Source organism: Paracoccus marinus (assembly GCF_007018965.1).
GTDB lineage: Bacteria > Pseudomonadota > Alphaproteobacteria > Rhodobacterales > Rhodobacteraceae > Paracoccus > Paracoccus marinus.
In genome coordinates this window covers 1-20,538 of record NZ_VJYZ01000001.1, presented here as the reverse complement: position 1 = coordinate 20,538, position 20,538 = coordinate 1, and the positions used below count along the sequence as shown (strand labels likewise).

Below are 20,538 nucleotides of genomic sequence, written 5' to 3'. Positions count from 1 at the left end.
AGCACCCTCGGTAGAATTATAGGCCAGTGGAAAAATTGGCCGCGCACGAGAAGAGCAGAAGCCCGCCGGGGATCACATCTAGGAACCCGCGCGCCAGGTTGCAAGGCCGGTGCTTGCGCCATGTTTCCCTTTCGTTCATGTTCGCGCCATGGATCACGCGACCGACGACCTGCTGCCCGGCCCGCTCGGCGGCCTCGACGATGCCGAAGGCGACCTGCTGCCGGATCAACCCGGCCACCGGCTGGCGCGCGGCGTCGCGCGGTTTCTCATGTCGATGAACCACGCGCCGCTGCTCGAGTTCGTGCCCGTGCCGGGGTTGCGCGTGGACGTGATCTCGATCACCCCGCAGGGGGAGATCTGGATCGTGGAATGCAAGAGCTGTCGGGCCGACTTTGTGGGCGACCGCAAGTGGCAGGGTTATCTGGAGTTCTGCGACCGCTTCTTCTGGGCCACCGACTGCGATTTCCCGGTCGAGCTGTTGCCCGACGACAGCGGCCTGATGGTGGCCGACCCCTACGGCGCCGAGCTGGTGCGGACCGCGCCTTTGGTCAAGCTGCCTGCCGCGCGCAGGTCGCGGCTGCTGCGCGACGTGGCGCGGGTCGCGGCGTGCCGGCTGATCCGCCGGAACGATCCGGGCGCGGCGCCTGCGATCCTGTAGGCGTCAGCGCCGGGGCTTGCCCTTGCCTGCGCCGGCTTTCCCGCCCTTCTTGTTCCCACCGCCCGCGATCTCGCGCGCGGCTTCTGCGGCGGCCATCAGTTCCTCGGCGATTTCCTCGGCCTCTTCGGGGTCGAAATCCAGCGGCAGGTCCACGCCCGTTCCCTCGACATAGATCCGCACCATCCCCTGGTCGGTCGGCCCGATCTGCAGGTTTGCGGCGACTTCGCTTTCGCTGTTGATGCCCATGGCCGGTCCTTTCGTCCTCTTCCGCCCGGTCTAGATTGCCCCCGCCGCCCGGGCAAGAGACGCTTGCATCGTCCCCGTCGCGGCGCTAGATGATCCGCCTGTGCCGCCTTAGCTCAGTTGGTTAGAGCGCTAGATTGTGGATCTAGAGGTCCCCCGTTCGAGCCGGGGAGGCGGTACCACCCCGGCAGCCCCCCAGATCAGATCCGCCGCCACCATCGCGTGGCCGAACGTCTTTGCGCCGTGCCGCGATCTCGCAAATGCTGCCTTGTTGCTGCCAGCGCGCCTTGCCATCATCGAGCAGCGTCAAGGGGATGGGTGTCGATGATCGCGGGCAGGCGGGTGCATTTCGGATTTCCGGCCGCCGCCCGGCGTCGCTGCGCGCGGATCGCCGCGCCGCTGACCCTGCTGGCGCTTGCCGCCTGCGACACCCCCACCTCGATGCTTGCCGGCGCGGGCCGCGACGCGGTCTTGGTCGAGCGGCTGTTCTGGATCATGCTCTCCGCCGCCGCGCTGATCTGGGTGCTGGTGAACGGCATAGCCTTCTACGCCGCCCGGACCGAGGCGAACCCCGAGCGTGAGCGCGTCGCGCGCCTGTTCGTCGTCTGGTGCGGGATGATCGTGCCGACGGTGGTGCTTGTCGCGCTTCTGGTCGGGGGCATGCTGCTGTTGCGCGACATGCGCGGGCCACGGCCCGACTTCCAGGTGACGATCGACGGCGAGCAATACTGGTGGCGCGTAGGCTACGACACGCCCGCCGGCCGCGTCGTCACTGCAAACGAGATCCGCCTGCCTGCGGGCCGGACCGTCGGTCTTGCGCTCGCCTCGACGGGGGTGATCCACAGCTTCTGGGCACCCGCGCTTGGCGGCAAGATGGACCTGATCCCCGGCCGCACCAACCGGATGACGCTGACCCCGCTGGAACCCGGCCGCTGGGGCGGCAACTGTGCCGAGTTCTGCGGCACCGCCCACGCGCAGATGCGGTTCGAGGTCGAGGTCATGCCCGCGCCCGATTTCGACCGCTGGCTTGCCGCCGAGGCCGCGTCCGCGCGCGTCGCGTCGGACGCGGGTCTTGCCGTCTTCACCTCGGCCGGCTGCGGCGCCTGCCATGCCGTGCGCGGCACCGGCAACGCGGGCACGACCGGGCCCGACCTGACCCATCTGGCCAGCCGCCGCACGATGGCCGCGGGCATCCTGCCGCTGGACCGGGATACGCTCGCGGCATGGATCCGCGACCCCGCCGCGCTGAAGCCCGGCGCGCTGATGCCCGCCTTTCCCGACCTCAAGGACGATGCGATGCAGCCGCTGCTCGACTTCCTCACGGGCCTGAAGTGAGGGGCCGCCGATGACCTGGACCGACCGCCTGGCCCCGCCGCCGCAACCCGACCCTGCCGCGCGCGAGGCCGAGAAGCAGCGCCTGATCGCCACGTGGAAGAACCGCGAGGGGATCGCGCGCCTGACCGAGGTCAACAACACGACCGTCGGGCTGTGGTACACCGCGGCCTCGATCTTCTTCTTCGCGTTCGCGGGCGTCCTTGCGCTGATGATCCGGGCGCAGCTGGCGGTGCCCGACAACGACCTGATGACGGCCCATTTCTACAACCAGCTGTTCACGCTGCACGGCACCGCGATGATGTTCCTGTTCGCGGTGCCGATCTTCGAGGCGGTGGCGATCCTGCTGCTGCCGGGCATCCTGGGCACGCGCGAGCTGCCGTTTCCGCGGCTGTCGTCCTTCAGCTTCTGGTGCTTCATCACCGGGGGCGTCTTCGTCTGCGGGTCGCTGTTCTTCAACGCGGCCCCGGCGGCAGGGTGGTTCATGTACACGCCGATGTCGTCCGACCCGCGCCTGACGGGCATCGGGACCGACATCTGGCTGCTGGGCCTCAGCTTCATCGAGGTCGCGTCGCTGGCCGCGTCGGTCGAACTGATAACCGGCGTCCTCAAGTGCCGCGCGCCGGGCATGCGGCTGAACATGCTGCCGCTTTACGGCTGGTACGTGCTGGTCGTGGCCTTGATGATCGTCTTTGCCTTTCCGCCGCTGATCGCGGGCGACCTGCTGCTGGAACTCGAACGCGCGTTCGACTGGGCGTTCTTCGACCCGACGCGGGGGGGCGATCCGCTGCTGTGGCAGCACCTGTTCTGGATCTTCGGCCACCCCGAGGTCTACATCGTCTTTCTGCCCTCGATCGCGCTGGTGGCGACGATGCTGCCCGCGTTCGCGCGCCGCCCGATCGTCGGTCATTCCTGGATCGTCCTGTCGGCGGTTGGCGTCGCGTTCCTCAGCTTCGGGCTGTGGGTCCACCACATGTTCACCGTGGGCCTGCCGGAGATTTCGCTCGCCTTCTTCTCGGCCGCGAGCGAGGCGGTGGCGATCCCGACGGGCATCCAGATTTTCTGCTTCATCGCCACGATCTGGATGGGCCGGGTCGTGCGCGGACTGCCGATGCTGTTCGTGTCGGGCGCGCTTGCGATCTTCGTCTTCGGTGGCCTGACCGGCGTCATGGTCGCGGTGGTGCCGTTCGACGCGCAGGTCCATGACAGCCACTTCGTCGTCGCGCACCTGCATTATACCCTGATCGGCGGCGCGCTGTTCCCGCTGTTTGCCGGGCTTTGCTACTGGTACCCGCTGGTGACCGAGCGGATGCTGTCGGACCGCGCGGGGCGCTGGTCGTTCTGGCTGATGTTCATCGGCTTCAACGTGACCTTCCTGCCGATGCACTGGACCGGCATCCTGGGCATGCCGCGCCGGGTCTGGACCTATTCGGCCGACGCGGGGTGGAGCACGCTGAACATGGTGTCGAGCGTGGGATCGTTCGCGATCGGGGCGGGGTTCCTGGTCCTGCTGGTCGAGATGCTGCGCCCGCGCCGCGCGCCGGCAAAGGCGCCGCGCGACCCGTGGAAGGCGCCCGGCCTCGAATGGGTCGGCGCGCTGCCCTCCGAGGATTACGGCCTGCGCTCGATCCCGCTGGTCACGACGCGCTATCCCCTCTGGGAACAGCCCGACCTGCCCCGCGAGGTCGAGGATGCGGAGTGGTTTCTTGCAGACGCGCCCGAAGGGCGGCGCGAGATGATCGTGACCGACGTGCTTGACGGGCAGCCGATCTATGTCCAGCGCGTGCCCGCGCCGTCCTGGCTGACCGTCGGCGCGGCGGTGGCGCTGGGGGCGTCGTTCATCGTGGCGACCTGGCACCTGTGGATGCTGGCGGGCGTCAGCATGGCTGCGTTCATCGCGCTGCTGATCGCATGGCTCTGGACCGGCACCGCCCGCCCGCCCGAGGCCGCGTCGAAGGACGTCGGCCGGGGGCTGCGGCTGCCGGTCTATGCCTCGGGCGACGGGTCCTGCGGCTGGTGGGCGATGTTCATCACCATGTCGGGCGACCTGACCGCCTATCTGGGGCTGGTGTTCGCGTTCTTCTTCTTCTGGACGCTGCACGACCCGTTCCCCCCGGCGGGCGCGGGCCTGCCTCAGGCGGGCTGGCTGGCCCTGTCGGCGGTCCTTCTCGCGGCCGCCTGGGGCGCGGTCTGGGGCGCGCTGCGGGTGAACCGGGCGGGCGGGAGGATCGCGGCGCAGTGGCTGCTGGTGGCGGCGGTCCCGGCGTCGATGCTGGGGGTCGCGGCGATGGCGCAGGCGCTGATGATCGCGGGGCTCGACCCGACGCGCCACGCCTGGGACGCGACCTGCTGGGTGCTGGTCCTGTGGATCGGGGTCCATGTCGGGATCGGTGCGCTGATGGTGTTCTACTGCGTGGCCGGCATCAGCTTCGGCAAGCTGACGCCGCGCTGGGACGCGGATCTGGGGAACGTCACGCTCTACTGGCATTTCCTCGCGCTCAGCTCGGCGATCACGCTGGCGCTGCTGGGGCTGTTCCCCGTTCTGGGGATCGCGACATGACCCGCTTTCGCCGCGTCATCGACGAGGGTGCGATCTGGGTGCTGGCCGCGCCCCTGTCGATCTGGGCCGCGCATTTCCTGCTGTGCTACTGGGTGGCCGCGATCTGGTGCGCCAAGGGCTGGGACGAGGCGGTGAGGATGCGGACCGTGCACGCGGGTCTCACCCTTGCGGCGCTTGCGGTCATCGCCAGCCTCGCCGGACTGGCGCGGCGGCGCTATCGGGGCGAGCTGCGCGTGGACGAGGCGATCGAGGGCGACAGCGACGCCGACCGCAACCGCTTTCTCGGCCACGTCGCGCTGATGCTGGCGGCGCTGGCGGCGCTTGCGGTCGTCATGACGTTCCTGCCGACGCTGGTGTTCCGGCAATGCTGAGCGCGCGCCACCTTGCCGCGGCCGTCTTGCTGGCGGCGGCGCTGTCGCCCGTCGCCGCGGCGCGCAGCGGCGGGTCGATCATCGTCCACATGGCGGTCCATCTGACGCTGGTGGCGGCGGTCCCCGCGCTTCTCGCCCCCCGCGCGCCGCGCTGGCTTGGGACCGGGGCGGGCCTGCTGCTGCTCGCGGGCGGGATGGAGTTGCTGGCCGTCTGGGGCTGGCACCTGCCCGGCCCGCATCTCTGGGCGCGGCTGTCGCTGACCGGCTGGGCGCTGGAAAAGGCAAGCTTTCTCGGCGCGGGGCTGTTCCTCTGGATGGTCGCTGCGGGCGCGGGGCCGGTCGGGGGCGCGGGGGTGCTGCTGTTCACGTCGATGCACATGACGCTTCTGGGTGCGATCCTGGGGCTTGCGCCGCGCGATCTTTACGGCATCTGCGCCAACTGGTTCGGGCTGAGCGGGATCGAGGAACAGCAAGTTGCCGGGGCCGCGATGGCCGGGGTCGGGGGCGCGCTATACCTTTTGGCCGCGCTCGCGCGGCTCGGTCCCGTGTTGCGAAGGGTGACGCCATGATGATCCGGCTGACATGGCGGCGCGTGGGCGCGGCACTGGCTGCGGCGAGCGTCGCGGGCGCGGGGTTCTGGCTTGCCGCGCCCTACAACATCTCGGCCCGGCTCGAACACTGGCCGCCGGTCGAATACCTGCTGCACGGATACATGCGGAACGCCGTCTCGAACCGGACCGCGCTGACCGATCCGCCGCCGGACATGGACATGTCCGACCCCGCGCTGCTGCGCCTGGGCGCCGGGCACTTCGTCGCCGGCTGCGCCACCTGCCACGGCGCGCCGGGCGTGCCGCGCAACCCGCTGGTGCTGCAGATGATGCCGAAGCCGCCTTATCTGCCCGAAACCGATCCGCTCGAGCTGCCCGAGATCCACTGGCTGACCTACAACGGCCTGAAATACACAGGCATGCCCGGCTGGGCGGGCGCGGGGCGTAAGGACGAGGGCTGGGCGGTCGCGGCGCTTGTGCGCGCGCTGCCCGGCATGTCGGCCGAGACGTTCCGCGAACTGGCCTTCGCGGAAACCGACCCGCCCGAGCGTGCGGCAATGCCCTTCGGGACGGCTGGCGGAACGCTGTCGGTGGTCGAGAACTGCGCCCGCTGCCACGGCGCTGACGGGCTGGGGCGCGACGGCACCGCGCCGAAGCTCGCCGGGCAGTCGCCCGATCACCTGTTCCGCGCGCTCACGCTGTATGCGACCGACGCGCGGCAAAGCGGGATCATGGAGCCGCTGGCCGCGACCCTGACCGAGGACGCGCGCCGCGACCTTGCCCGCCATTACGCAAGCCTGCCAGACGGCACGGGGGGCACGCCGCCTTTCGGCCAAGGTGATGCTGCGCGGGGCGAGGTACTGGCGCGGCAGGGCGCGGCGGACCGGCAGGTCGGCGCCTGCCTTGGCTGCCACGGCCAGCCCGGCAACCGCGCCCCCCGGATCGCGGGGCAGCACGGGCGCTTCGTCGCCGCGTGGCTGGCGCTTTGGCGCGAGGATCAGGTGACGCCCGGCCCCGACGCCGCGCGGATGCATGCCGCCGCTTACGGCCTTACGGATCAGGACATCGCCGATCTCGCCGCCTACTTCGCGGGCCAGACGGCGCCCTGAGACGGCGCGCGTTCAAGGTCGTCAGGTCAGCGCCACGACACCTGCTCGCGCCGGCGGAAGGGCGCGGCGAGAAGCCCCGCCAGCAGCCAGCCGATCAGCAGCCCCAGACCCGCGGCGATGAACCCCGCCTGGGTGACCGGCAGCGCAGGCCGGAAATCGCCCCATGTCGCCCGCAGCGTTTCCACGTCGCGCAGGCGGTGGGGCAGCGCGATCCGCTCAAGCGGCGAGGCCGCGCGCAGCAGCGCAAGGTCGTTCGACGCCTTTTCCAGACGTACGAACACCTGCCGCATGTCGCCCGAATGCGCCTCGCGGAAGGCGCTGCCGGACAGCTCCGCCAGCGCCTCGTCGCGCGTCAGCCTGGCGCGGCGGGCGCTGGCGTCGAAGTCGGTCGCGACCTGCGTCAACGCGTCCACCTGGCCACCAAGACGCTGCACGTACTGGTCCGAAAAGGCGGGAAACTGCGACAGCGCCGCCGCGAAGATCAGGCCGAGGATCAGCCGCAGCGTCGCCATCGCTCAGCCCGTGAAGCTGCGCGCGAACACGGGCGCATAGATTTCGGCCAGCCGCGCCACCGCGTCCTGCGGCGACAGCTCGACCGTCTCGCCGGTGCGGCGGCTCGTCAGCTCGACCTTGTTCGAGGCAAGCCCGCGCGGCCCGACCGTGACCCGCCACGGCAGCCCGATCAGGTCCATCGTGGCGAACTTCGCGCCCGCCCGTTCGTCGCGGTCGTCGTAAAGCACGTCCAGCCCTTGGGCGCGCAATTCGCCCTCGATCGCCTCGCAGGCGCTGTCGGTGGATGCGTCGCCCTGCTTGAGGTTGACGATGCCGACGTGGAACGGTGCCACGCCCTCGGGCCAGATGATCCCGCGCTCGTCGTGGCTCGCCTCGATGATCGCGCCCAGCAGGCGGCTGACGCCGATCCCGTGCGACCCCATGTGGACGGGCGTGCGCGCGCCGTCGGGGCCCACGACGGTCGCGCCCATCGGTTCGGAATACTTCGTGCCGAAATAGAAGATCTGCCCGACCTCGATCCCGCGCGCGGACTTGCGCCGCGCCTCGGGCACATCGGCGAACACCGCCTCGTCGTGGGTCTCGTCCGTGCGGGCGTAGCGCGAGGTGAACTCGTCCAGCACCGCGCGGCAGGCGGCGGGGTCGTCGTAGTCGATCTCGCGGTCGCCGAAGGTCAGGTCGGTGATCTCGCTGTCATAGAACACCTCGGACTCGCCCGTGTCGGCCAGCACCAGAAACTCGTGCGTGTCCTCGCCGCCGATCGGGCCGCTGTCGGCGCGCATCGGGATCGCCTGCAGGCCCATGCGTTCGTAGGTCCGCAGGTAGCTGACCAGATGGCGGTTATAGGCGTGAAGCGCGTCGGCCTCGGTCAGGTCGAAGTTGTAGCCGTCCTTCATCAGGAACTCGCGCCCGCGCATGACGCCGAAGCGGGGCCGCATCTCGTCCCGGAACTTCCACTGGACTTGGTACAGCGTCAGCGGCAGGTCCTTGTAGCTGTTCACGTTCGACCGGAAGATGTCGGTGATCATTTCCTCGTTCGTGGGACCGTAGAGAAGGTCGCGCTTCTGCCGGTCGGTGATCCGCAGCATCTCGTCGCCGTAATCGTCGTAGCGGCCGCTTTCGCGCCACAGGTCCGCCGATTGCAGCGTTGGCATCAGAAGCGGGATGTGGCCCGCGCGCTGCTGTTCCTCGTGGACGATCTGCTCGATCCGGCGCAGCACCCTGTAGCCGAGCGGCAGCCAGGAATAGATGCCCGCCGCCTGCTGCTTGATCATGCCCGCGCGCAGCATCAGCCGGTGGCTGACGATCTGCGCCTCGGACGGGGTTTCTTTCAGGACGGGCAGGAAATAGCGCGACAGACGCATGTGCGGACCTCAGGATATGCCGGACGGGCTTAGCGGATCGCATCATTCGGGGCAACGGTGGCCGGGGCGCGGCGGGGGCGGTCGCGCGGCAACCTGCCGGGCTTGCGCGGATGGCCCGCAATCGTCAAAGAGAAGGCTTGTCGGACCGGGTTCCGGGCGGCCACCCGGCCCGCGCGCGCCCGCACCCAAACAGGCCGGAGACGTCGCCATGAATCTGAGCGCGGGCAAGCAGGCCCTGATCTGGGGTACGGTCGCGCTGGTGTTCGTGCTGGTGCTGTGGGGCCTCGGGGACGTGCTGATGCCGTTCTTGCTGGGGATGGGCATCGCCTACCTGCTCGACCCGGTGGCGGACCGGCTTGAACGCTCGGGGCTGTCGCGCGTGTGGGCGGTGACGCTGATCACGCTCGTGGTCATCTTCGCGCTCATGGCGGCGCTGGTGCTGCTGATCCCGCTGTTGGTGCGGCAGGGCACGCAGCTGATCCAGACCGCGCCCGCGATGATCGACCGCCTGCAGGATGTCGCGCGGACACGCTTTCCCGCGGCCCTGCCCGAAGGCGGCGTGATCGACAGCACGGTGGACCAGATCGGCGCCACGCTGGGCGGAAGCCTGGGCGGGATCATGGGAACCGTCCTTGGCTCGCTCGGCGGGGTCGTGAGCTTCTTCATGGTGATCGTGATCGCGCCGGTGATCGCGTTCTACATGCTGCTGGACTGGGACCGGATGATCCGGCGGATCGACCTGCTGCTGCCGCGCCCCCACGCCGACGCGCTGCGCGGGATCTTCGGGCAGATCGACGACAGCATCTCGGGCTTCGTGCGCGGGCAGGCGGTGGTGATCCTGATCCTCGGCACGTTCTATTCGCTGGGGCTTGCGCTGGTGGGGTTGCCGTTCGGGATCGTCATCGGGGTGTCGGCCGCGTCCTTGTCGTTCATCCCGTATGTCGGCACGCTTGTCGGCGGGACGCTGTCGATCGGGGTCGCGCTGTTCACCTTTTGGGGTGAGTGGGCGCCGGTCCTTGCCGTGATCGCGATCTTCGTGGTGGGCCAGGTCGCCGAGGGGAACTACCTGCAACCCAAGATCGTGGGCGGGCAGGTCGGCCTGCACCCGGTCTGGCTGATGCTGGCGCTGAGCGTTTTCGGATCGCTGTTCGGGTTTGCGGGGCTGCTGATTGCGGTGCCGCTAGGGGCGGCGCTCGGCGTTCTCGTCCGGTTCCTGATCGACCGCTACAAGGTCAGCGCGCTTTACACCGGGCGCGAGCCGCCGCCCCGGATCGCTACGCCCACGCTGATTGAGCTGGTGCCGCCCGGCACCGTCGCGCAGCGCGTGGCGCAGCAGGCGCGGACCCACGAGGACGCCGTGCGCGACGCGCGCGTGGAAACCGCGCGCAGCGAGGCGCGGATCGCGGCAGAGGAGGCCGCGGGCAGCGATCGCGCAAGCGTCGCGGTCGCCGAAGTGCAGATCCGCCACCCGGATGCGCCCGCGTCCGAAGGCACGGGCGAGATGACCCCGCGCGTGAAAACCTGGGGCGGACGCAGCCCGGACGGGGACGAGCCGCGCGGGAACGACGCCGCGGGCGCGCCCCGCACCGCTGCCGAAATGCGGCAGCGGGGCGAGCGTGCGGGGCAGGCCGCTCCGCCTTCGGGGAACACCGGCGACGACCCGGACGGGCAGGGCAGGGGCTGACGGGCGATGCCGCGCCAGCTGACGCTGGATCTTCGCACGCCCCCGGCGATGGGGCGCGGCGATTTCCTGCCCGCGCCCGCGAACGCCGCAGCGCTGGCGGCGTTGGACCAGCCCGCGCAATGGCCGCAGGGGCGGCTGATCCTGTGCGGTCCCGAAGGATCGGGCAAGTCCCACATCGCCGCCTTCTGGGCCGCCGAAAACGGTGCGCGCCGCGTCGCCGCGCGCTCGCTGTCGCCCGAGGTCGCGGACGCGCTGGTGCCGCAGGGCGGCGCGCTGGTGATCGAGGACGCGCACCGGATCGGCGGCGCGGCCGGGGCCGAGCTTGCCCTGTTCCACCTGTGGAACCTCGGCGCGGCGCGGGACGGGCTTTTGCTTTTCACCGCGCGGGTGCCGCCGCGCGACTGGGGGCTGACGCTGCCCGACCTGCGGTCGCGGATGGAGGGAACCGCGCTGGTCCAGCTTGGGGCGCCCGATGAAGGGCTGTTGGCCGCCGTGCTGGTCAAGCTGTTCGCCGATCGTCAGCTGCATCCCGCCCTGGGCGTGATCGAGGCGCTGGTGCGGCGCATGGACCGCGATCTTGGGCAGGCGCGCAGGCTAGTCGCCGCCATCGACGCGGCGGCGCTGTCCGAAAACCGCGCCGTGACGCGGCCGCTGGCGCTGGCGACGCTGGACGCGATCGACGACCCGCAGCGGCCGGCCGGCTGACCGTGCCGGGGCGCGCCCTGGTTCAGGCGCGGTGCGCGGCCCCGGCCAGGCTGCCGACGAAATCCAGCACCTCGGGCACCTGACGACCCTCGCCGATCAGCTTGACGATCGCGCTGCCGACCACGCAGCCGTCCGCCACGCCCGCGATCGCCTGCGCCGTCTCGGGGGTCGAGATGCCGAAGCCCACGACCACCGGCAGCCCGGCCGCGGCGCGGATGCGCGCGACCTCGGGCGCGACCGCCGCCGGGTCGGCGGCCTTGCCGCCCGTCGTGCCCGCGACCGAGACGTAATAGACGAAGCCCGAAGTGTTCGACACCACCGCCGGCAGGCGGCGGTCGTCGGTCGTGGGCGTCGCAAGGCGGATGAAGTTCAGCCCGGCGGCTCGCGCGGGCTGGCACAGTTCGGCGTCCTCCTCGGGCGGCAGGTCCACGACGATGAGGCCGTCGATCCCCACGGCCGCGGCGTCCGCCAGGAACTTTTCGACCCCGCCCGCGCGGGCGTAGATCGGGTTGTAATATCCCATCAGCACGATCGGCGTCGTGTCATCGTCGCGCCGGAACTCGGCCACCAGGTGCAGTGTCGCCGACAGGCTGCCGCCCGCCGCCAGCGCCCGCACCCCGGCCGCCTGCACGGTCGGGCCGTCCGCCATCGGATCGGTGAACGGCATCCCCAGCTCGATCACGTCCACGCCTGCGGCGGGCAGGCCTTTCATGATCGCAAGCGAGGTGGCGCGGTCGGGGTCGTGCGCCATGATATAGGCGACGAACGCCTTGCGGTTCGCCTTGGCAAGGGCGGCGAACGTGCGGTCGATACGGGTCATGCGGCGCGCCTTTGGAAACGGGTCGCCATCTCATAGGGGGGAACGCCGGGCGGGAAAAGGGGCGGGCGGGGCCCGCAAGGCCCCGCGTCAACTGGACGGGCGGTCGCGGCTGACCTAGAAGGCCGCGAAACATGGAACGAAGGGACGCGGGCATGGGCTTTCGCATGGGGATCGTCGGGCTGCCGAACGTGGGCAAGTCCACGCTGTTCAACGCGCTGACGCGCACCGCCGCCGCCCAGGCCGCGAACTTTCCCTTTTGCACGATCGAGCCGAACGTGGGCGAGGTCGCGGTCCCCGACGCGCGGCTGGACACGCTGGCGGGCATCGCGGGGTCCAAGCAGATCATCCCGACGCGGATCACCTTTGTCGACATCGCGGGCCTCGTGAAGGGGGCGAGCAAGGGCGAAGGCCTGGGCAACCAGTTCCTCGCCAACATCCGCGAGGTGGACGCCATCGCCCATGTCCTGCGCTGCTTCGAGGATGGCGACATCACCCATGTCGAGGGCCGCGTGGACCCGGTCGCCGACGCCGAGACGATCGAGACCGAGCTGATGATCGCCGACCTCGAGTCGATCGAGCGGCGGCTCGCGAACCTCGCCCGCAAGCTGAAGGGCGGCGACAAGGAAGCGGCGGCCCAGGACCGCCTGCTCAAGCAGGCGCAGACGGTGCTTGAGGCGGGGCAGCCCGCGCGGTCGATTGCCGTGGCCGAGGACGACCGCAAGGCGTGGGACATGCTGCAGCTGCTGACGGCCAAGCCCGTCCTTTACGTCTGCAACGTGGCCGAGGACGAGGCCGCCAGCGGCAATGCGCAGTCCGAGCGCGTGGCGGAACTCGCCCGCGCGCAAGGGGCGGGGCACGTCGTGATCTCGGCCCGGATCGAGGAAGAGATCAGCCAGCTTCCCGCCGACGAGGCGCAGATGTTCCTGGGCGAGATGGGGCTGGACGAGGCGGGGCTGGATCGCCTGATCCGCGCGGCCTACGCGCTGCTGGGCCTGCAGACCTACTTCACGGTCGGCCCCAAGGAAGCCCGCGCCTGGACCATCACCCGAGGCACGCTGGCGCCCCAAGCCGCGGGCGTGATCCACGGCGACTTCGAAAAGGGCTTCATCCGCGCCGAGACGGTCGCCTATGACGACTACGTTGCCGGGCAGGGCGAGGCGGGTGCGCGCGAGGCGGGCAAGTTCCGCGTGGAAGGCAAGACCTACGAGGTCAAGGACGGCGACGTCCTGCACTTCCTCTTCAACGCCTGACGGCCGCGCGGCCGTCCGCTTCAGCCAAGCCCCGCGACCCGCAGCCCTTCGGGCGCGAGGAACGGAAAGAACCGCGCCACATGGTGCTGCGTCTCGTCGGGCGTCAGCGGCTTCAGCGCGCGCGCATGGCGGTCGAACAGGCTGTCGTTCAGACCGTGCCGCGTCACCAGCGACAGGCCGCTCGGCAGGGTGAGCGCCGGAAACCGCCGCCCGATCGCGAAATGGCCGAAGCGGAAGATGCTCGCCTTGGGATGACGCAAGGCGAGGCCCGCACCAAGGAACGGCTGGCTGCGCAGATAGGCGGTCCGGTCCGGCACATGCGCGAACATGACGTCGGGAAAGCTGATCGCGAACGGGTCCGGCCCCGCCATCAGAAGCGCGGCGCTGGATCTGAGCCGCGCGACGTAGCCCGCAAACAGCGCGTCGTCGTCATCCAGCCGGAACTGGACCGTCTCGCCGTGCCGGAACCCCATCTCGGCAAAGACACGGGCCTGCGCCTCCCCCACCGTGGTCGCGGGAAAGAACCGCAGCACGACCTGCGGGACCGTGTCGCAGAGGGCCTGAAGCCTGTCGCGGAAGGCCGCGGGCATCAGCTCGGACGCAAGGACGAGAAAGTTGAAATCCGGATCGGTCTGCCCGGCGATCGACGGCAGGGTGACGTGCTGAAACAGCGCGAACCGCGCGGCGAGCCGGTCGGGGCTGAACAGCACCGCCGCCTGCTCCTCCTGCACCCGCTCCTCGTCCCCGGGCGGTACCATGCGCCACGGCTTCCAGTCGCCGCGCCCGACGAGCGAGAAGCGGCAGATCCCCACGATGCGCATCCATGCTCCTTTGCTGTGATCGCCCGGCTGGCCATGTGGGCGGGCGCGGTCATCGCCGTGTTAGGCTACGTCGGCAGCGCCTGCAAAGCGGATCGCGCCTGGACGAACGCAGCTACGGCCGCCCGTCCCCTTTTTTGCCCATCCATGCCGAACGCCCTTGTTCAGCCCGCCGAACTGCTGCTATTCCCGCCGGCGGAGTGGTGGCCGAGTGGTCGAAGGCACACCCCTGCTAAGGGTGCAGGCGGGAAACCGTCTCGAGGGTTCGAATCCCTTCCGCTCCGCCACTTGCCCTTGCGAAAGCGTTCTCCCGATCCGGCTGCGGCCGGATTTTTCCGTTGTTTTCGAGGGTTATGCGGGTGGGGCTGTGAACCGGCCCAAGTGCCAGCGGGGCCGAAGTCGGTCTCTCACGGCAGATATTCTCTGGAGCTGTCAACCAAGCCCGTATGGTTCAGTGAGGTAACCCGCTGATTTTGATGTCTTAATGCGTAATTCCTGCGGCAACTCTTATCGAATTCCATGCGCATAGCAAAGCGGACCGGGATCCAACCCCTCTTCATCCGTTCGCCCCAGGCTCGCCTTGAGTCAACGTGCCCTCCGCCTCCCAGTCTGCGTAGCACCTCCCGTCGGCAAGCTTCCACAGTATGCGTCCGTTTGCGCTGGCTCCAATCACGGTTGCTGCGGCTGCCGAAGCTGATGTGAAACTGTAATCGCTGGCAAAGACCAGCATGCTGGCGTCAACGCGAAGGACGCCCGACTTCAGAAGCGTCTCCCGAAGCGCGAGAGTGCCCTTGGGGATAGTAGGCGTTGTGCGTGCGCGCGCCTTGGAACCTGCCTTTACGACGAAGTCGCCCGATTGAGAGATCATCATTTCCGCAGAAAAGCCTTCCCCCCTGAAAAAGAAAGCCGGGCTCGGGTCGTCTGCCGTCGTAGTCAGTTGCTCCAGTGGCTCAGCTGCCCTGCCGCGCATCTCGCGGAAAAGATCCCAACCAAGCGCACCGACAAGTGTCTTGGTCTGGTCGACGAACTCTTCCATCGCCGCCCTGTCGGGCAGCGGGAGCTTGCCAGCATCTTCGGACGGACGTTTGCTGTTCGGGACATGCCACCGTGGATTGCCCCCAACCGCACGGATGAGGCAAGCTTCCACATATCGCGCGTGGCTCTTTGTCAGATTTTCATCTTTGCTGATGAGCACCACGGTATCGGTCCAGTAGGCCTTCGGGTCACGTCCAGCGTCATTTGAATTATGGGTGTAGAGCCGCGAGCCAATACCCTCAGACTCGCCGATATAGGCGATCAGCCTGTCGGGATGAACCGCGCCGGGTTTGCCGGAGGCTCCAACTCTTGAGTAGGATGGAGCATCATGAGCAAGACCACGAACAAGTTTTCCCCTGAAGTGCGCGAGCGGGCCGTGCGGCTGGTTCTCGACAACGAGGCGCATCATCCGTCGCGCTGGCAGGCGGTCATGTCGATCGCGGCGAAGATCGGCTGCACACCGCAGATGCTGAACGACTGGGTCAAGAAGGCCGAGGTCGACAGCGGCCGGCGCGCGGGCATCCCCACCGAGATGGCCGAGAGGATGAAGGCGCTCGAGCGGGAGAACCGCGAGTTGCGCCAGGCCAACGAGATTCTGCGCAAGGCCAGCGCGTATTTTGCGATGGCGGAGCTCGACCGCCGGTCGAAGTGATGGTCGGGTTCATCGACGACCATCGAGGGGAACACGGGGTCGAGCCGATCTGCGACGTGCTGCCGATCGCCCCGTCCACCTACTATGATCACCTGGCAAAGCGGTCTGATCAAGCCCGGCGGTCAGATCGCGCGCGCCGGGACGACGAGCTGCGCCCCGAGATCAAGCGCGTCTTCGAAGACAACTGGAGCGTCTTCGGCGTGCGCAAGGTCTGGCACCAGCTACGCCGCGAAGAGTTTGACGTCGCCCGCTGCACGGTCGGGAGGTTGATGAAGGACATGGGTATTCAGGGCATTATCCGAGGCAAGCCCCACAGGACGACGATCCCCGACAAGAAGCAGCCCTTCCCGATGGACAAGGTAAACCGCCAGTTCCGCGTGCCAGCGCCGAACATGCTGTGGGTTTCGGACTTCACCTATGTCGCGACCTGGAAGGGGTTCGTCTATGTGGCTTTCGTCATCGACGCCTATGCTCGGCGCATCGTCGGGTGGCGTGTCAGCACGACCCCTCATGCCGGGTTCGTTCTCGATGCTCTCGAGCAGGCGGTCCATGAACGGCGCCCTACCAAGGGCATGGGGCTCGTCCATCATTCGGACCGCGGATCGCAATACCTGTCCATCAAATACACCGAACGACTGGCCGAAGCGGGCATCGAGCCTTCAGTCGACAGCGTCGGCGACAGCTACGACAACGCACTGGCCGAGACAATCAACGGCCTGTTCAAGGCTGAAGTCATCCACCGCCGTGGCCCTTGGCGCAGCTTCGAGACCGTCGAATACGCAACCCTCGAATGGGTGGATTGGTTCAACAACAGCCGCCTACTCGAGCCGATCGGGAACATCCCGCCCGCAGAAGCCGAGGCCAACTTCTACGCCGCTCTGGACGCTGAACCCATGGCCGCGTAACTAACCGAAATCAGCCTCCGGCAAACCCGGCGCGGTTCATCAACTCGGGAACGCCTTTCACGGACGGTTAGGCTGGGGAGTAGCACGGTTCTCGCTGTTCTGGGCTTCAGCCGCAGTATTGAGCTTGCGATAGGCTTCCGATGACAGCCAACCCGTCACGACCTTCTGGAACGATTTGTCGTTCATGAATCGCGCGAAGATCTCCTCGTTCTGATCCATGCGTTCAACGAACAGTGTTTCGAGCAGGTTCTTGAAAACGAGTTCAAACTTGTCGCCGGGATTTACGGCTGCCGCTTGCCTCAAGGCTGCATCCGAGATCGCCGCTTCCACGATCTGATCGAAGAACAGCTGGTCGGCCTGATTGAAGTCGGTGCCGAACCGGTCGTTGACGACATCGATGAGTCGCGAGAGCGGCACCGCTTCCTCGTGGAGGACACCGGTTCCGACCTCGGATGGGCCATCGAGCCGGTTGGCTTGGCCATCATTCAGGCTGATCGAGCCTTCGCTGATCTTCTGAAGGCGGTAGTATTCAAGCCGCACTTCGTCATCGAACTGGTAGGACGGCCCGGCGCCCCGCTTTGGCAGTTTAGTCGCGAGGTGGCGCAGGAAAACATAGAGGCGTTCGAGGTCGGTGTCCTGATAGGGAATGATCTGGCTGAGGAATCCGTAGAGACTACAAAAGGCCATCAACTTGCCGCGCCACAGCTCGGCCTCGTCGGGATTCTCCTCCTGTGTCTCCTTGAAGCGGGCCACGCAAGGATCAAGCGCGGCATTCATTAACTGATGGTCGTTTGGGCTCTGGCGTTGGCGCGGCTTGAAATAGACGGCGCTGAAACGGTCCAGGTCCGCGACGACATAGATGCCCTCGGCATCCAGCTCGCTCTTTATCTCATACATCCTGGCCGGATCGACGTCCTCGCCTACCTCCGCGCCTTCGAAGTAGGTCTTGAACGCCTCGCGGATTTCATCGCGCTCGTTGACGAAATCGAGGACGAACGTGTCTTCCTTCAGGGCGTGGATTCTGTTCAGGCGAGAAAGCGTCTGCACCGCCTGGATGCCAGCAAGCCGCCGGTCCACATACATCGTGTGCAGCAAGGGTTGATCGAAGCCCGTCTGGTACTTCTCGGCGACGAGCAACACCTGGTATTCCTGCGTCGCAAAAACCTCTGGCAGTTCCTTCTCACGGACGCCGAGGTTCATGCCTTCCTCGGTGTAGGTGACGTCCTTCAGCTTGTCGTCCGTGACTACGCCTGAGAATGCCACCAGCGATTTGATGGCGTAGCCTTTTTCCTTCACGTAGCGATCGAAACTCTGCTTGTAGCGAACTGCCTCGAGGCGGGAACCCGTCACCACCATGGCCTTGGCTCGTCCACCGATCTTGTGCTGCGTAGCGGCTTGGAAGTGCTCAATCATCACTTCGGTTTTCTGAGCGATGTTGTGCGGATGAAGCTTGAGGAACCGCGCGAGGGCGCGTGCTGCCTTCTTCCGCTCTACGTTCGGATCATCCTCGCTCGCCTTGAGCAGCCGGAAATAGGTGGCGTAGGTCGTGTAGTGCTTCAGGACGTCGAGGATGAAGCCTTCCTCGATCGCTTGGCGCATTGTGTAGCGATGGGCGGGTTTGCCGTCGCGCCCGAATACCTTGAGCGTCTTGTGCTTCGGCGTAGCAGTAAACGCGAAGGAACTGAGGTTTGCCTGCCTGCCGCGTTTCGCCATCGACCGATATAGCTCGTCCATGTCGTCTTCGTCGTTCGCCGACATGGCTCGCGCAGCCTCTTCGCGAAGGCCCTGCCCGCCGAGAACTTCCTTCAGGTCGGTTGCCGTCTCGCCGCCCTGCGAGCTGTGTGCCTCATCGATGATCACCGCACACCGGCGCATCTTCAGCACACCTCCTTCGGCGTCGCCTCGCTCGTCGGCGATCTTGGCCAACTGACGCGAGACGAATGGAAACTTCTGAAGGGTGGTGATGATGATTGGCACGGCACTTTCGAGTGCTTCCGCCAGCTGACGCGAGTCCTCGTCGATCTTCTGGACGACGCCGTGCTTGTGTTCGAACTGGTAAATCGTGTCCTGAAGCTGCTTGTCCAGGACCACGCGGTCAGTGATGACGATCACGCTGTCGAAAACCCGCTCGTTCGCTTCGTCATGCAGGGATGCGAGCCTGTGCGTCAGCCAGCCGATGGTGTTGCTCTTTCCGCTGCCGGCCGAGTGTTCGATCAGATAGTTGTTGCCCACCCCTTCTCTCAACGCCTGGTGGACCAACGACCGGACCGCTTCAAGCTGGTGGTACCGCGGAAAGATCATCGTTTCCTTCTTGACCTTTCGACCCTGGTCGTCGCGCTTCTCCTCGACCTGGAGATGAATGAAGCGCGCCAGGAGGTCGAGCAGGCTGTCTCGTTGCAGCACCTCTTCCCACAGATATGCCGTTCGGTAGCTCCTCCCCTTGGTGTCGGGCGCATTGCCTGCACCACCGTTGTTGCCCTTGTTGAAGGGCAGGAAGTGGGTGGCCGCACCTGCAAGCCGCGTGGTCATGAACACCGTGTCCGTGTCAGCCGCAAAGTGGACCAACATGCGCCGCTTGAACTCAAAGATCGGTTCGCGCGGGTCACGATCATGCCGGTACTGGTGCAAGGCGTGCTCGACCGTCTGTCCGGTCATCGGGTTCTTGAGTTCGACCGACACAACTGGAATGCCATTCACGCTCAGTGCAACGTCCAGTGACTTTTCGGAGGTCCTTGAGAAGTGCAATTGCCGCGTGAGCCCGACCCTGTTGGCAGCGTAGCGAGCTTCCAGTTCCGGGTTCAGGCCGTGCGCCGCCTTGAAGAATGCCACCCGCAGGGTCTTGCCGTAACACTTGAAGCCGTGACGCAAGGTGGCCAGAGAGCCTTCTCGGTCCATCCACTTGGTCAGATCGGCAAGGACTTGGGAGCCAGTCTTCTCCCCATGGAGCGCCTCCAGAGCCTTCCATTCCTTCGGCTGTGTTTCGCGGATGAAGGAAAGGACAGTCTCGGGGAAGATAGCGCGATCACGGTCGAAGCCCGACGCCGGCTCCGGCACGGCACCATTCGCCAGCATCGTGGCTTCGATGATGGTTTCGAAAGCTCCTTCTGAATGTCGGGCGTGGCTCATTGCTAAACTTGACCTCCAGGTCGCGATATCAGTTCTTCATTTGCATCAAAACAGGCATATGAAGTTCCGGAAAATGCCTCGCGAAGACGCCGCCTAAGGTCAATGTCACCTTGGAACACGGTCCAGAAAATCGAAAACATACCGCGGCCCTTGGCCACCTCGACCACCAGATTGCGGACTTGCTCTGTGTCGTTGTCCTCAACTTGCTTCCGACACCATTCGGCCATTTGCCATGCCTCGAAGCGGCGCTGCCATCGTAGATCGGCGTTACTAGGCTCGCGACCTGGGTTGCCTGGGTACTTATCTAAGCCAACAAGTGCGATCGTCTGCTGGGCCTTTGCCTGCATAGCTGGCGCAAGGGTTGATCGCGCTTCCACTAGTCCGCCAACCTTGTATTCAACTGCAGACAACGTGTTTTCAGTATCTGGCCAAATAAAATCGGCGAGTACTAGCAGAGTGTCGCCTTTTACAGAATTGCAATTCACGCAGCCAAGAAGAAAATTCGTCCATTCATTCCTAAGGGCAGGCACGGGATCCTTTGGCTGTACGTGCTCGACGGCCAGGTGTGTTTCGATCTGTCTTTCGCAGTAACTACAGTAGTCACCCATGCGAGCTACGAGATGGGGATATGCATCCCGATAGTTCGCAAAGGCCCCGGGGGCCGCTCCTCGTTCAACTGGACGCATCGCCACCCTCGCGCTCTTTGGTTTGTCTCTCCAGCTTAAGGAGCGCCTGGAAGGCGGGGTCATCACTGAATGGAACTGAAAGCTTGACCTGCCCCCCTCGGGTCCCTCGTTCATAACGAGAGTCTGCGGGTTTGAGATTGGTAGTCGGGTCGGCCGTTCTGG

The 20,538-nt window shown here is 66.8% G+C and carries 18 protein-coding genes, 2 tRNA genes and 1 other annotated feature; of the genes, 12 read left to right on the top strand and 8 right to left on the bottom strand.

The annotated features are described in order from the left end of the window. Nucleotides 1-148: 148 nt before the first annotated feature. A complete protein-coding gene (locus FNF32_RS00100) occupies nt 149-658 on the top strand; it encodes an MmcB family DNA repair protein (RefSeq protein WP_185961801.1) in 510 nt (169 codons plus the stop codon). A gap of 3 nt (nt 659-661) precedes the next feature. On the opposite strand, the gene FNF32_RS00095 is transcribed toward FNF32_RS00100, so the two are convergent. Next, a complete protein-coding gene (locus FNF32_RS00095) occupies nt 662-904 on the bottom strand; it encodes a DUF6324 family protein (RefSeq protein WP_131673133.1) in 243 nt (80 codons plus the stop codon). Between the two features lie 102 nt (nt 905-1,006). Here FNF32_RS00095 and FNF32_RS00090 point away from each other — a divergent pair. The 6 genes from FNF32_RS00090 to FNF32_RS00065 all read left to right on the top strand — a co-directional run bounded on the left by FNF32_RS00090 (nt 1,007) and on the right by FNF32_RS00065 (nt 6,821). Then, nucleotides 1,007-1,083 (top strand) — tRNA-His (locus FNF32_RS00090). Between the two features lie 142 nt (nt 1,084-1,225). Next, on the top strand, nt 1,226-2,236 hold the full coding sequence (coxB, locus tag FNF32_RS00085; protein ID WP_131673132.1) for a cytochrome c oxidase subunit II: 1,011 nt from the start codon (nt 1,226-1,228) through the stop codon (nt 2,234-2,236). Between the two features lie 10 nt (nt 2,237-2,246). Then, a complete protein-coding gene (gene ctaD, locus FNF32_RS00080) occupies nt 2,247-4,793 on the top strand; it encodes a cytochrome c oxidase subunit I (protein WP_143796423.1) in 2,547 nt (848 codons plus the stop codon). Then, nucleotides 4,790-5,164 carry a hypothetical protein gene (locus FNF32_RS00075; RefSeq protein ID WP_131673130.1) on the top strand — a complete coding sequence of 125 codons (375 nt, stop codon included), beginning with the start codon at nt 4,790-4,792 and terminating at the stop codon, nt 5,162-5,164. Before ctaD ends, FNF32_RS00075 begins: the two co-directional genes overlap by 4 nt. Continuing rightward, a complete protein-coding gene (locus FNF32_RS00070; protein WP_131673129.1) occupies nt 5,158-5,733 on the top strand; it encodes a cytochrome c oxidase assembly protein in 576 nt (191 codons plus the stop codon). The genes FNF32_RS00075 and FNF32_RS00070 overlap by 7 nt, the downstream gene beginning before the upstream one ends. After that, nucleotides 5,730-6,821, top strand: a complete 1,092-nt coding sequence (locus FNF32_RS00065) for a c-type cytochrome (protein ID WP_131673128.1) — start codon at nt 5,730-5,732, stop codon at nt 6,819-6,821. Before FNF32_RS00070 ends, FNF32_RS00065 begins: the two co-directional genes overlap by 4 nt. A gap of 26 nt (nt 6,822-6,847) precedes the next feature. Here the strand turns inward: FNF32_RS00065 and FNF32_RS00060 are convergent, their stop codons facing one another. Continuing rightward, complete coding sequence (locus FNF32_RS00060) at nt 6,848-7,333, bottom strand: DUF2937 family protein (RefSeq protein ID WP_131673127.1); 486 nt, start codon at nt 7,331-7,333, stop codon at nt 6,848-6,850. Between the two features lie 3 nt (nt 7,334-7,336). Next, nucleotides 7,337-8,695 carry a proline--tRNA ligase gene (proS, locus tag FNF32_RS00055; protein ID WP_131673126.1) on the bottom strand — a complete coding sequence of 453 codons (1,359 nt, stop codon included), beginning with the start codon at nt 8,693-8,695 and terminating at the stop codon, nt 7,337-7,339. Between the two features lie 208 nt (nt 8,696-8,903). On the opposite strand from proS, the gene FNF32_RS00050 reads away from it, so the two are divergent. Both FNF32_RS00050 and FNF32_RS00045 read left to right on the top strand, forming a co-directional pair. After that, nucleotides 8,904-10,379: an AI-2E family transporter gene (locus FNF32_RS00050; protein WP_131673125.1), complete on the top strand. Its 1,476-nt coding sequence runs from the start codon at nt 8,904-8,906 to the stop codon at nt 10,377-10,379. A 6-nt stretch (nt 10,380-10,385) separates the two neighbouring features. Beyond that, nucleotides 10,386-11,084 carry a P-loop NTPase family protein gene (locus tag FNF32_RS00045; protein ID WP_131673124.1) on the top strand — a complete coding sequence of 233 codons (699 nt, stop codon included), beginning with the start codon at nt 10,386-10,388 and terminating at the stop codon, nt 11,082-11,084. 22 nt (nt 11,085-11,106) lie between these two features. Here FNF32_RS00045 and trpA read toward each other — a convergent pair whose 3' ends face one another. Beyond that, on the bottom strand, nt 11,107-11,904 hold the full coding sequence (trpA, locus tag FNF32_RS00040; RefSeq protein ID WP_131673123.1) for a tryptophan synthase subunit alpha: 798 nt from the start codon (nt 11,902-11,904) through the stop codon (nt 11,107-11,109). A 152-nt stretch (nt 11,905-12,056) separates the two neighbouring features. Between trpA and ychF the strand changes: the two genes are divergently transcribed. Further along, the gene (ychF, locus tag FNF32_RS00035) at nt 12,057-13,154 is read left to right on the top strand and encodes a redox-regulated ATPase YchF (protein WP_131673156.1); all 1,098 of its coding nucleotides are present in this window, start codon (nt 12,057-12,059) and stop codon (nt 13,152-13,154) included. A 20-nt stretch (nt 13,155-13,174) separates the two neighbouring features. On the opposite strand, the gene FNF32_RS00030 is transcribed toward ychF, so the two are convergent. Beyond that, nucleotides 13,175-13,975, bottom strand: coding sequence for a glycosyltransferase (locus FNF32_RS00030; protein WP_131673122.1), 801 nt, complete (start codon nt 13,973-13,975; stop codon nt 13,175-13,177). A 194-nt stretch (nt 13,976-14,169) separates the two neighbouring features. Here FNF32_RS00030 and FNF32_RS00025 point away from each other — a divergent pair. Beyond that, nucleotides 14,170-14,259, top strand: a tRNA-Ser gene (locus FNF32_RS00025). A gap of 269 nt (nt 14,260-14,528) precedes the next feature. Here the strand turns inward: FNF32_RS00025 and FNF32_RS00020 are convergent. After that, a complete protein-coding gene (locus FNF32_RS00020; RefSeq protein ID WP_246087615.1) occupies nt 14,529-15,170 on the bottom strand; it encodes a DUF4357 domain-containing protein in 642 nt (213 codons plus the stop codon). 165 nt (nt 15,171-15,335) lie between these two features. Between FNF32_RS00020 and FNF32_RS00015 the strand changes: the two genes are divergently transcribed. Then, nucleotides 15,336-16,564 (top strand): IS3 family transposase gene (locus FNF32_RS00015; protein WP_143796421.1). Its coding sequence is split into 2 segments (ribosomal slippage): nt 15,336-15,624 and nt 15,624-16,564, totalling 1,230 coding nucleotides; the frame shifts between segments, so codons are not numbered across the junction. Then, nucleotides 15,617-15,733 (top strand) — a sequence feature (AL1L pseudoknot). Its footprint overlaps the gene before it by 117 nt. Nucleotides 16,565-16,621: 57 nt before the next feature. Here FNF32_RS00015 and FNF32_RS00010 read toward each other — a convergent pair. Beyond that, a complete protein-coding gene (locus FNF32_RS00010) occupies nt 16,622-19,690 on the bottom strand; it encodes a type I restriction endonuclease subunit R (protein WP_143796419.1) in 3,069 nt (1,022 codons plus the stop codon). A gap of 2 nt (nt 19,691-19,692) precedes the next feature. Further along, complete coding sequence (locus FNF32_RS00005) at nt 19,693-20,298, bottom strand: HNH endonuclease (protein ID WP_185961800.1); 606 nt, start codon at nt 20,296-20,298, stop codon at nt 19,693-19,695. Nucleotides 20,299-20,538: the final 240 nt, after the last annotated feature.

What these genes read in the sequence shown, in the direction of transcription:
- FNF32_RS00065 (WP_131673128.1), top strand. Translation starts at nt 5,730, where the DNA reads ATGATGATCCGGCTGACATGGCGGCGCGTGGGCGCGGCACTGGCTGCG.
- proS (WP_131673126.1), bottom strand. Translation starts at nt 8,695, where the DNA reads ATGCGTCTGTCGCGCTATTTCCTGCCCGTCCTGAAAGAAACCCCGTCC.
- FNF32_RS00075 (WP_131673130.1), top strand. Translation starts at nt 4,790, where the DNA reads ATGACCCGCTTTCGCCGCGTCATCGACGAGGGTGCGATCTGGGTGCTG.
- FNF32_RS00095 (WP_131673133.1), bottom strand. Translation starts at nt 904, where the DNA reads ATGGGCATCAACAGCGAAAGCGAAGTCGCCGCAAACCTGCAGATCGGG.
- ychF (WP_131673156.1), top strand. Translation starts at nt 12,057, where the DNA reads ATGGGCTTTCGCATGGGGATCGTCGGGCTGCCGAACGTGGGCAAGTCC.
- ctaD (WP_143796423.1), top strand. Translation starts at nt 2,247, where the DNA reads ATGACCTGGACCGACCGCCTGGCCCCGCCGCCGCAACCCGACCCTGCC.
- FNF32_RS00070 (WP_131673129.1), top strand. Translation starts at nt 5,158, where the DNA reads ATGCTGAGCGCGCGCCACCTTGCCGCGGCCGTCTTGCTGGCGGCGGCG.
- coxB (WP_131673132.1), top strand. Translation starts at nt 1,226, where the DNA reads ATGATCGCGGGCAGGCGGGTGCATTTCGGATTTCCGGCCGCCGCCCGG.
- FNF32_RS00100 (WP_185961801.1), top strand. Translation starts at nt 149, where the DNA reads ATGGATCACGCGACCGACGACCTGCTGCCCGGCCCGCTCGGCGGCCTC.
- FNF32_RS00060 (WP_131673127.1), bottom strand. Translation starts at nt 7,333, where the DNA reads ATGGCGACGCTGCGGCTGATCCTCGGCCTGATCTTCGCGGCGGCGCTG.
- FNF32_RS00045 (WP_131673124.1), top strand. Translation starts at nt 10,386, where the DNA reads ATGCCGCGCCAGCTGACGCTGGATCTTCGCACGCCCCCGGCGATGGGG.
- FNF32_RS00005 (WP_185961800.1), bottom strand. Translation starts at nt 20,298, where the DNA reads ATGGGTGACTACTGTAGTTACTGCGAAAGACAGATCGAAACACACCTG.
- FNF32_RS00030 (WP_131673122.1), bottom strand. Translation starts at nt 13,975, where the DNA reads ATGCGCATCGTGGGGATCTGCCGCTTCTCGCTCGTCGGGCGCGGCGAC.
- FNF32_RS00010 (WP_143796419.1), bottom strand. Translation starts at nt 19,690, where the DNA reads ATGAGCCACGCCCGACATTCAGAAGGAGCTTTCGAAACCATCATCGAA.
- FNF32_RS00050 (WP_131673125.1), top strand. Translation starts at nt 8,904, where the DNA reads ATGAATCTGAGCGCGGGCAAGCAGGCCCTGATCTGGGGTACGGTCGCG.
- trpA (WP_131673123.1), bottom strand. Translation starts at nt 11,904, where the DNA reads ATGACCCGTATCGACCGCACGTTCGCCGCCCTTGCCAAGGCGAACCGC.